Source organism: Stenotrophomonas sp. 05L414_2, assembly GCF_056397905.1.
Window position 1 is genome coordinate 1 of sequence record NZ_JBFTOJ010000140.1, and the last position, 11,165, is coordinate 11,165.

An 11,165-nucleotide genomic window follows, 5' to 3' on the forward strand; every position below is an offset into this window, starting at 1 on the left:
CCCGCGCGTCGCGCAGCGTGGTCTACCCGGCACGCTTCCAACTGATCTCAATGGTACCGGCCGCGCATATCATTCAACACTTTTTCTTCTTAAGAATCAGCAACCTGATAAAATGACAAGTCATTTTAGTGCGTCATCTAATCTGCGGCTGTGCTCAAGACTCTCTTTGCAGCTGCATCTCGATTGGTGGCGACGCCGAGCTCTTGGCTCGCTTCCTGCATGTATAGCGCCAACGCCACTAGCTGGAGGGAAGTTGATCGATGTAGCGCCGAGATTCCAGGGATTCGCACGCTAGATCCTCAGTCGATGCATTCTCAGCTGCTTCGCGTCTGACTACTCGAACCGCCGCTCCATCGCGTGATGCTCGGACTCCTCCCACCTGCGCTCCCGTTCGATTAGAAGGTCGAGGTCCGCAACCTTCTCCACCACCAGGGTCCTGACCTCAGGCGATTCATATGTAATCAGCTCGCGAAGCGCCTGCTGACGGGCCTCGATAATCGGAACGCGTGAGTTCGTCCAACTGCTCGGCACGGCTTGGCCGAAAGCGAACTCGATCAGGCTCGATTTGTCAGACGCAGTGTCGAGAAGCCGCTTGAAGTGTTCACTTAGTCGAACCGAGGATGTCGAATCGTCGATCACCTCCGATCCGTCCTTTGCCTCGTAGACGCGGATGTTGCGCGCAACGAACTCCTGCCGTCGAGCATCATTCCCGCACCACGTCAGGAGCTGATCGACGGGTGCGAGATTCAGCGACGGCGAGGACTCACCGGATCGCTGCCGGAACAGCCAGCCCACCGCGTCGGACTCGGGATCATCACGTTCGATCTCGAGTAATGCATCCAGCAGCATCTCCGGACGCGCCTCGATGAATGACGACAGCACCTCGGAGTAATATTCCCGCGAGAGTCGATATTTCTTGGCCCCGTCACAGAGTTCACCGACGAGCCGGGCCACCTCGTCGTCGGGCGCCCCAGGAGCAAGCGCTTCTACGATCAGCCTGCCTATACCGTGGTGGGCAGGTCGGTTCGCGTCGTCGGACCGATCACGCAACAGGTGACCCAGTGCGAATCGAATGGCAGAGAAGATCTCAGGCCCCGGGATATAGTTCCAGTCGGCCCTCGCGAGTAACCGCATGATGAGCATGTCAAACGACGAGTGGTATCCCCCTGGTAGTTGGCAGACCGCATTCGTAAGCGCTGAAAGCTCCACGTCAGACATCGATTCATGACGTCTGCCATGGCCAACCGCCTCAAAATAAGCTGCGGGCACGCTGCCATTTCGAGCAATGTCAAGCAGCCGCGCGCTCACCCACGGCGTAATCCGCGTGGACAGAAGTAGCCAGACGCTGTACGGCTTGAGCTTATCTTCCGTCAGCAACTTCTCCTGCAGTCGGGGCAGCAGGGCCGAATCACGCTCCGCGATCGCCGACAAACAGCCTTCGATGAACTCGATGCTGGCGCGGTCTGGGGCATGTGCCTTGAACGAGCGGATCAACATCTCAACTAGGCCTTCTAGATCGCCGTGGGCTTCGGCGTAGCCATGACCCAGCCAAGCCACCGGTCTCGCGTAAGTCGCCCAAATCTGCGACGCCAGCCGATCGAACAGGCCCGGGTTGGATGCGAGCGCCCGCCCTAAAGCGAAGACGCGTTCCCGCAGTTCGACCATTTCTGCCTGATAGTCGGCGCCTCTACGGTGCGGATGCGCCCATTCGTTTACGAAAGCGTAGGCGTTGATCTCAGACTCGAGATCGGAGGGCGCTGCCAGAGACCGCAGTCCCTCCAGGCGCCGAAGCACCGCCGGATGAAGACTGGCGCCGTCGTACTCGAGAGTCTGGCCGATGGCAAACCAAACTGCAGGCCACCGCCCGCCTGTGGCATACGTTGATAATAGGGCTTCCAAAGCGTCGAAGCAGCCAGCATAGGTCCAGAGCTGTCGAAAGTTCGCTGCGATCAGAGACTTCGCCCACTCGCGCGAGTCATCGTTTGACTCAAGTATCGGATCGAGCAACGAAAGGAATCCGTCATACCAGTCGCGTCGCTCCTGTCCGGATTTGGGCTTCCAACCCGGTCCGCGGTTGCGCGCGCCGAACTGAAATCCTCCGAATGATGTCCACGACCGCGCCTCAAAGGCTGCGCGGAGCAGCTCGCCAGCGATCTCGCGGTCACGAATCTCACCACTCGCAAGCAGGCTCCGCACAAGCGCCTGACGTCGCGCCGGGCCAGCCATGGTTCCGGATAGATGCAGCTGATGGAGTTGGCGCAACCGACCCACGACGCTGTCATTGTTCTCTCCACGACCCTCAGTCCGAGCGATAGAGAGCAGGACACTCGCTGAGCGGTCGAAAGCCTCGTCGTCATAAGCCAGATCGACGAGGAGCCGGACAAAACGCTGAACGTTAGGATTGGCGCGGTCCGCGAACCCCGGAATACGGGCCGATTGCTCGATCGCGCCAAGAAGGACATCCGGGAAAACCGGAGCCACATAGTTGAGAACCACGAGGTGGTCCTCGCCGAGTGTCGCGAGGTTGGCTAATGGTGCACTCGACTCGACCCAAGTGAGGGCCAACTCGCGAGCTCGTTCGTTGTCATGAAAATACCCGAGACGGTGAGCACAGGACTGGAGCAGCCGGATGTTCCCAGGGCGCAGTAACTCGCGGTTGATGTCCTCAGGTTCGTAGTCGTCCAATGCGCGGCGCGCGAGGCGGTTTGCGAGTGCATGCGGCAGCACTGCGCGCCAGCTTCCTCGCTTCTGGGCGAGCTGCCTGCGCACAAGCTCAGTTTGGGCGCGCTGTAGGTCGGCGCGAGCTACCTCAGATATCGACGACAGGACCCCGAGTTCATCCCCGTACTCTTCGCGGGAGACGTTGAACGAGTAAACCAATGATAGAGCCGTTGCCGCCCGTAGTAGATCCGCTGACTCGCCCTTGCGCTGCTGGAAAAGCCGCAGGAAGAGCTGCTCGTCATTAAAGCTTGTAAGCGATTCGTCCGGCTCCACCCGGTCAGCAAGCGCCAGCGCCAGTCGGGCGTTGCCGCCGGCGAATTCGGCAATACGCGCTGCATTGAACCGGTCAAGCTTGTGGTATCGCCGAAGAAGGAGCTTGGTGACTGTCTCCTCGCTACTTGGCTCGATATGAATGACATCGGTCTCCTCCGGTCGATCGTCAGAGAWGTCGTACTCGATGGTAAGCAGGCGCAGTGGAGAGGAGCTGGCACTGAGCTGCTTCTGCAGAGATCGGTGCGTCTGTGGTGGGCAGTTGTCGAGGACGACATAGCTCGCCAGCTGGTTAGCGATCAGGTAGGTGACCACGGCTGATGCGGAAGGTGTCAGGTCCTCACCTAGATCGGCGTAGAGGACGTCAGTTGCAGGCAGTGCGTCATCCCCAACATCCTCTTCGAACAGGGCCTGTGCAAAACGTGTCTTCCCCACGCCTGACAGCCCTGTAATGCGCACGGCGCGAGAGCCTGACCTCAGCCGCGCCCGCGCCAGTTCTATGCCCTCCATGATCGTCATCAAGTTCCTTTTGCTTGAGCTGCCATCGCTCACGCAACGGTGCGCGTCGGACAAAAACTCGTCCTTATCGGCCTTTGGTGTCGAGGCCCAGCGACCATAGGGGCGCCAACCCGCTAGCGGCTTGCCAAGCTTTTCCCGCACCCAGAGCGCAACACCGGGATGGCTCTTCAGCCACAACGCCAGCCGGTCGGCTCCATAGAAGTCCAAGTGAAGATCCTTGCCCGCACCATATGTGCTCAGCGCCTCCTCCATGCCGGCGAGGCGCCCCTTGTACATGGTCGCCGAGCAGCTGTCCTTGCCGCTGACGATGATGTAAGCGCCCTTCTGATCCGCAAGTGCCTTGATCGAGTCCTTAAGCCCACCCGCCTCGAGCATCTCCCGTTCGCAACTCCCGCGGCTCATGCTGTGCTTCTTCACCTGGAACCCGGTATGCGCACGGGGGACGAAGGCCGGCCGCACGAGAGGAAGTTCGGTCGCCACGCTAACGTCCAGTCCGCCGTCAGCTGCTTCCTGCGCCCCGCCGGCTTGCACGCTCGACCGGGGAATTCCCTGCTCGCGAAGCTCCGCTTCCGCTAGTCGAGCGACCAGCTCTCGCAGCTGGCCGTCGTCCAGGGTGGTGATGTCGGCAGCGGCTAATTCCAGGAAGTCCATCAATCTCTCGAATTTTCGGTGCGGGCCCCTCTCGCCCATAATGCCGAGGGTGTGACCCGGGTTGTTGGGGGCTCGACTGACGAAGCTTCTGAGCTTCGAGTAGATTGCTAAGTTGAACAACTCTAGGTCCCGAACCTTTTGGCCAAGCCGGGGCCTGGTCCGGGTAGTGCAGGTGTCTTTCAGATGGCCTACAGCTTGTCTATCGCAACTATTGCGACCGTAACAAGGCCCAACCGCCATCAGCAAGCGGTCCAGCCCCAAAGCTTGTCAGGCCTGTCGGCTTTTAGGGCGGGCAGGGTCTCCCAGCATAGAAGAGCCCGAGCCGTGCCCGATGCAGACGGGACTCTTCCTACGCCGCTTCGTAATGGAGGCACGCTCTACGTCCGCTATTGGCCGAAAGCGGACGTCCCTTCGGGAGGGCACTCTTGCGCAGGTGGTAAAGTCCACTCCCCACCCAGAGCTGGCATCCCCCGAAGCGCACGCTTGGCACCCGGCAAAGTCCGGCTCTACATCGGCTTGCTAGCCAGACCCGGCCGTCCTAACATCGAATCGTATCAAGGGGGATAGCGTACCGCACGGTGCGCTGTTGATAAATCGTCTGACCGGATTCAGGGATCCGGCTATTAGGTGTTTAGCGCCCATGCCACGAGGCACTCAAAGGTCCAGCCGTGTTTTCAAGTCAGTACTGTCGCGTGCAGAGAAGGAACTAGCACTAGGCTCGGAGAAGGCTGGCGACTTCCATCACAACGGTATTCGGGGGGACGAACGGGCCGCATCTCTTATGCGCTTCCTGCAGTCCCACCTGCCGATCACCATGGCCATTGCCAAGGGTGAAGCAATCGATTTTCGCGACAAGCGGTCAGGTCAACTAGATCTAATTATCTATGACAAGAGTGCATCCGCCCCAATTTTCACCGGCGGAGAAAATGTACTCGTGCCCGCTGAGGCGCTTTATGCCGTGATCGAAGTAAAGAGCGTCCTTTCGAAGGACGAGCTAGAGAAATCTGTTGAAGCAGCGAAGACGATTAGGAGCCTGAGGCCCTTCAAGGAGCCGTTTATTGGACCGCGACGCGATGGTATTGCTGCGGAAGACGGAAAATGCCGTTGTGCTTACTCAATTTTTGCCTATTCAACGAATCTAGGTGCGACYGACTGGCTACAGAAGGAATACATGCGCACTATCGGCGCACTTGACGCTGCTGGCGCGGCCCGTGATGTCGTTGAAAGAGTGGTTGTGCTTGGTCGTGGACTTATCAATCCAGCAACAGCAACCGGAAAGGAGATCACGGATGACAACGAAAGCATCTTCCTTGAGTACTACCTACACCTCATGAACTTTCTCTCACGAGAAAGCGCCAGAAGACCCCAAGTTGACTGGCAGATCTACACATCTCGCGGCACTGGCGGCTGGAAGAAGCTCAGTGATGGTAGCTAACAGTTGGTTCAACGCGACGCCGCCTCTCGGCGTGGCTCAACTCAGGCACTCAATGTCCGCTTCTGGCCGGAAGCGGACATTGAGACCGTTTGGTGGTATGCCAAGTGGTAACGTCCGCTTTCGACCCAAATCGTACAGTGCGGTTTGAGGCACACTGTGGATCATCCAGGCGTCATCGCCCCTTGAATCAAACTTTGAGGTGCCGGCGGCGCATGCGGCGTGATACTTTCCTCGTGCCTAGCGCGGCGATTGGATCTACGCGTGTTTATTGACATGTTCTTGGGCATCGCGCGCATCAGCTTCACGGCAACCTCCAGCAGGCCGATTAGGACGTATCGGACCTCCGCGAGGCGCCGCACGCGCCCTCGCCCCCCCCATCGGAACTCTCCAAGCACTGTCGCGCCCTCGAAATTCTCCAGTAAGATTCCGGTGCCGTATACTTTAGGCAGGGGTCCGAGCAAGGACCCCATTAAGTCGGGGCACCGTGCCGGCGAGGTCCGCCGTCTTTCGAGAGAAAGGGAATGGTAGTAGCGCTTACCTCAGAGCTCGACCAGCTCAAGGCCTTGGTGCAGGCCATCGATCCGCCAACGCGATTGGAGCACCTGACCGCAGCGCTGATTGGCGAGCTGATCGGGGTGTCGGTCGCGGTGGCCAAATCGGGCTTCCAACACGGGGCGGACGCCGGCACCACCGGACGACAAGAGCGGTTCTTACGCATCGAATGCAAGCGCTACCGGGACGACACCTCGCTCAGTGACCGGCTTCTGCTGGGCGAGATCGATCAGGCGATCGTGGCGGACCCGGCACTGGAGGCGTGGATCCTGGCAACCACGCGCGAGGCCGACGAGCAGCTCGAGCGTCAGCTGTTCAAGCACGGCAACGGCTACGGCATCGCTATCCTGATCGTCGACTGGAAATCCCACGACGACCCCGCCATGGCCGCGCTGCTGGCCTCCAATCCCGCGCTCGTATCTAAGCTGCTCGATCCGGCTGCCGGTGCCTTGGCCGCCCGGTTGGCGATCCCCTTGTGCGCGGCGATTGAGCGTCTGCGGCGCGATCTGGCAGCCTGGCACATCGGCACCGCCGTCGTTCGTCGTCAGTCGTTCGCGCGCCTGCGCTCAATCTGGACCGATCCGCGTCAATCGCAGTCTCATTTCGGCCAAGTCGTGTCCGGTGGCGCCAAGCGGCACATCCACCGTGCGCAGGTGTTGCGCCAGTTGGACGAGTGGTGGAGCGCACACAGCGGTACCGCGTCGCCGGCCTGCCTGACCGGTCTGTTCGGTGTGGGCAAGACTTGGGCGGTTATCGATTGGCTGATCGAGCGGGCCAACCACTTGCCGGCCACCTTGCTCATCCCGGCCGCTGCGGTAGGTGGGCGGGATCTGGGGTCGGTATACGAGGTCAAGTCCTTCTTGGCCGAGCGCTTGCTCGAGATGACGCAGGTGCGCGAAGCGCCATATTGGCGCGCCCGACTGGAGCGCATGCTGCTGCGTCCGCCTGCTGAGGGGCCGATCCTGCTGGTGATCTTCGACGGCATGAGCCAGCAGCCGCACGGAAACTGGGAAGGCCTGCTCAAGGTTCTGCAGGGCGTAGAGTTCGTCGGTCGGGTGCGCACGATCACGACGACTCGCACGCTTCATTTCGAGGTCAAGCTGCGGCGGCTCGCGTCGCTGGTGGATCCTGCCGTGGCTTTCGAGGTGGGAGGATACGACCTCAAACCCGACGGTGAGTTTGACCAGATGCTCACTTTGAACGGCTTGCGCCGCGCGGATTTACACCCTGACCTCTACACGACCGCGCGGATACCCCGGCTGTTCGATCTGGTGATCCGCTTTCACGAGCGGCTCGTCGACGCCGGCGCGGTGACCTTGCATCGGCTGTTATGGGAGTACGGCAGCGACAGTGCCGGCGCCTCGGCAAACAAAGCGTTTTCCGCGCTGGAATGGGCCGAATGGCTGCGCGCGGCGGCCACCGGGTTTCAGCAGGGCATCCGCTCCTATTCGCTCAAGGCGCTCAGTGATTCCGCCACACGCTCGGACTTGGCCCCAGGGGAGGTTTACCAGCGTCTGAGCGAGCTGGCCGATTCCGCGTTCTTCACCAGGCTTTCGGACGGCACGCTGCAACTGACAGCCTCGCTGGTGAACCATGCCCTCGGCGCCACCGTCGTGCAGTTGCTGTCCGCCAGCCCGGACGCCACACGCGAGGCGCTGGAGTCCGCACTCGAGCAGTGGCTCGATCCCATCAGTGGGCTGGACCAGCGCGCGGAAATCCTGCGTGCCGCAGTATCCATCTCCCTCGAGTCGGGACCGCCCCGCCCCCTCCTCGGCGTCCTCACGGCGGCGTGGCTGCAAACGCAGAATTTACCCGAGAACCATCAAGCCGAGGTGCAGGCGCTGGCGGCTGAAATGCCCGATGCCTTGCTCGACGCGGTCGAGCTGTCACATCGCTACAACCACGCGGCCAGCCGGCACACCGCGGTCAAGGCGCTGCGTGGCGTTGATCGCGGTAATACGTCGGTGCGTGCGCGCATATTCGTCCGCGCCGCGCAATGGCTGCGCGTCATTTCGCGCGGGGTGGAGCTGCGCACTAAGTCCGAGCCGGACGCGGAAGGCGACGCGCACCGGCACAAGCGATGGATCGAGCGCATCGGCGTCGATGCCTCGGGCCCGATCATGCTGCTGGGCGAGGCGATGGTGCTGGTCGATCGCGACGAGGGCCAGTGGACAGACCACTTGCCCGCCTTGGTCGAGGGTTACCCGCTGGTCGATGCGGTGCCCGCGTTGCGCTTGGCTGCCATTGCCGCGGCCGCCGGCTCGAACCATCGAGCGTGGGATCAGCTGCGCTGGGTGTACCTGTTCAATTCGGTCGATGCCGATTCCGTCGCAAGAAGCGTGCGGGCAGCCGCAGCAGACATGGCTAGTCGCGTGCCCGAAGTCGGCGTGCATCCTCAACTGGCGCGGCGGGTCGCCGAGCTGCTACTGCACGTGTCGGGCCGTGAAGAGGACAACGAGGCCGCTGCGGCACTGAACGTGGTCATGGGCCGACCGTTTACCTACGAGGAGCACTACCTGTCCGATCCCGGCCGAAGCCTATACTTTCGGCTGGAGCGCCGACACGTATCAGCGGTGCTGGTGGATGAGACCCTGCCACTGCACGTACGTCTGCGCAAATGCGATGACGTGTGGTTCGATCCGAGTTTCGAGCCACCTCCCGCCTTCTGCCAAGCCGTCGCCGACGCGGCGCGCGAGTTCCCGCTGGTCGACGTGCGTACCGGCCGTTACGCGACGCGCGAAGACCTTAGCTTCAATGAGCAGCAGGCGGTCTTGGCGCGCTGCGCGCCGCAGGTGCTGGCGGACTTGCATCGCAAACTGGTGACGCGGGCTCCGACGACTGTGGTTGCACGCGCCGCGCGCGCCTGGCACCAGAATGATGCACTCTTGTTGCACGGGCCCCAGCAGGCTGCGGCGGCCCGCACCTTGCGAACAGTCGAACGCGATCCCTGCGAAGGCGATGAGACCCATGTCGCGACGCAGTTGCTGCTGACCGAACTGACCGATCTCGACGCACTGGCGCAGGCCGTGCTGGTCGTGGAAGCCGACCTGTCGGGCATCGCGACCACGATCACCGATGACCTGCGCCCGATGAGCAGCACTGAGGTCGATCAGTTGATCGAGCGCTATCGGTTCGGCCCGCCCAAGCAGCAGCAGGACGTCTTGGTGCTGTTGATCACCGAGCCGCCGACGCTGAGCGATAGGGCGTGGGACTGGCTGCTGGAGAAGACGAACTCGACCGACGAGATCGACGTGCGTCTGGCGTTCATGGTTCTGGCCGCCGCCGATCCCCGTCGCCTTGGCAAGCACTTGGACCAGGCGGGCTGGGGCTTTACGCTCTATGGCGACACGCTCGCGGCACACGCCGCATCCGGTGCGCTCATCGAGGCCACCCGCGGCCAGCCGTTCGAGCAGGTTGCCACGCGCCTGGCACCGTGGCGCTTGTTGGAGGCCGTACGCCTGCGCGGAAACGACGCCTCGGAAGCACGCGTCGCCATGGAGCGGCTGGATGCCATTCTCGCCGGCGGTCCGCGTGACGCCCCCGACCCCGGCGCTCAGATCTTCGTGCAGCGCACGGACGCATCGAAACGACCGCCGCGGTACTCAGTCCGCCCCATGCCTCCCGAGGACCCGAACTCGGCCGAAGCATTCGAGCACGCTTTCGATGAAGCAGCGCAGCAGGAGGCGTACCGGCGTGCGAGCGAGACGGCACGCGAGCGCGTCGCCAAGGCGCGCGAGGAGGGTGCCAGCCTGTATCTGGAGTTCGTCACGCGCGAAGACGGGCACGCCATCCTGCAGCACGCTCCCGACCTGCTCACGCGGTGGATCGACGGACACGAGACCTCGAGCACCGAGTTCGTGCGGCGCGTGCAGTTGGCCGAGGGGCTGTTCCTGGCGATTGCCGAAGCGCTGCTTATTGCGCAGCCGGCGCTTGGCGCGAGCATATGGCGCGCCGTGGGCGGCGCTATGCGTACACGGGTCATGGGCGCGGCGAAGCTGCCCGACCTTTGGCACATGCTGTTCCGGGTCCCGGCCTCGGCCGAGGTCATCGCCCTGCGCGAGGCGCTGCTTGACCCGAAACACACTAACACCGATGCGCAGCTGTACGAGCTGGCACTCGCGGCACAACTCAACGGCGGCGCGGCCTGGCTCGAGGCGGTGATCGTGCGCGACCTGGGCTCGCATGTGCCTTGGCGGCAGCAGCGCGCGGAGGTCCTGCGCGGCTTTCTGGTGGGCAACGAGCTGCCGGTGGCGGGGGCATGGCCTGAGGGCCCGTCGCGCTCGTGGGCCCAGGAGATCCGGCGGGGTGCGGCGCGCTTGCGATACCTGGAAGCCTGCGCCCGCCATTGGTGGCGCGAGTACTGGCAGCGCGACGACCCGGAAGCGGCCTTCGCCGCTTGGGTGTTGTTCGACTACTGTGCCGATCGGCGCGCCCTGTGCTGGATGCAGGAGGAAGCGGCTTCGCTGGACGAGGCAGAGCGGACCCGCAGGCGCCGACACTGGGCCATGAACCGACCACGCTGGAAACACGGCGCCGAAAAGTCTGCCCTCTCCCTGCAGCGGACCTTCTTGCGCCGAAACACGGACGATATGGTGTGGCCGTGGCGCGATTAGCAACCACCTCCGCCCAAGCAAGGTAGGTTGCGAGGTTCAGGACCGAGTGAAGCGATGACGCCCTGGCCGACCGCGCGAGGCAGAAGGGCATGGCCATGACCTTGTACGACAATCCGCTGCTGCGTCGACAGGATTTTCCGACGTCGCCGCTCACTGCCGCCTCGAGTTCGAGTGAAATATAGGGACCGCGTTCAAGCGCCTCGCTCCGCTTCTTGGCACCGCCTAGTTCGGGCGCTGGCAACGACCGATATTGGCCGGAAGTGGCGTTGAGCGAGTGTCAATTCAGTGCTGCACGGCAACAGCCGCGGGATCGGCCTAGGTCACAACAGCGTGGTGCGCGAACGCGGCAACGATTACATGATGTTCCACGGATACGATCCCAAGGACGACGGCCTGTTTAGGCT

3 protein-coding genes are annotated in these 11,165 nt (G+C 62.4%); 2 read left to right on the forward strand and 1 reads right to left on the reverse strand.

Translation table 11 applies throughout. From position 1 onward, the window contains the following. Nucleotides 1-333: 333 nt before the first annotated feature. Complete coding sequence (locus AC1DJN_RS16900) at nt 334-4,161, reverse strand: hypothetical protein (RefSeq protein WP_478039543.1); 3,828 nt, start codon at nt 4,159-4,161, stop codon at nt 334-336. Nucleotides 4,162-4,801: 640 nt separating this feature from the next. On the opposite strand from AC1DJN_RS16900, the gene AC1DJN_RS16905 reads away from it, so the two are divergent. After that, the gene (locus tag AC1DJN_RS16905) at nt 4,802-5,596 is read left to right on the forward strand and encodes a DUF6602 domain-containing protein (protein ID WP_442251428.1); all 795 of its coding nucleotides are present in this window, start codon (nt 4,802-4,804) and stop codon (nt 5,594-5,596) included. Nucleotides 5,597-6,162: 566 nt separating this feature from the next. Beyond that, nucleotides 6,163-10,761 carry a hypothetical protein gene (locus AC1DJN_RS16910; RefSeq protein WP_478018265.1) on the forward strand — a complete coding sequence of 1,533 codons (4,599 nt, stop codon included), beginning with the start codon at nt 6,163-6,165 and terminating at the stop codon, nt 10,759-10,761. Nucleotides 10,762-11,165: the final 404 nt, after the last annotated feature.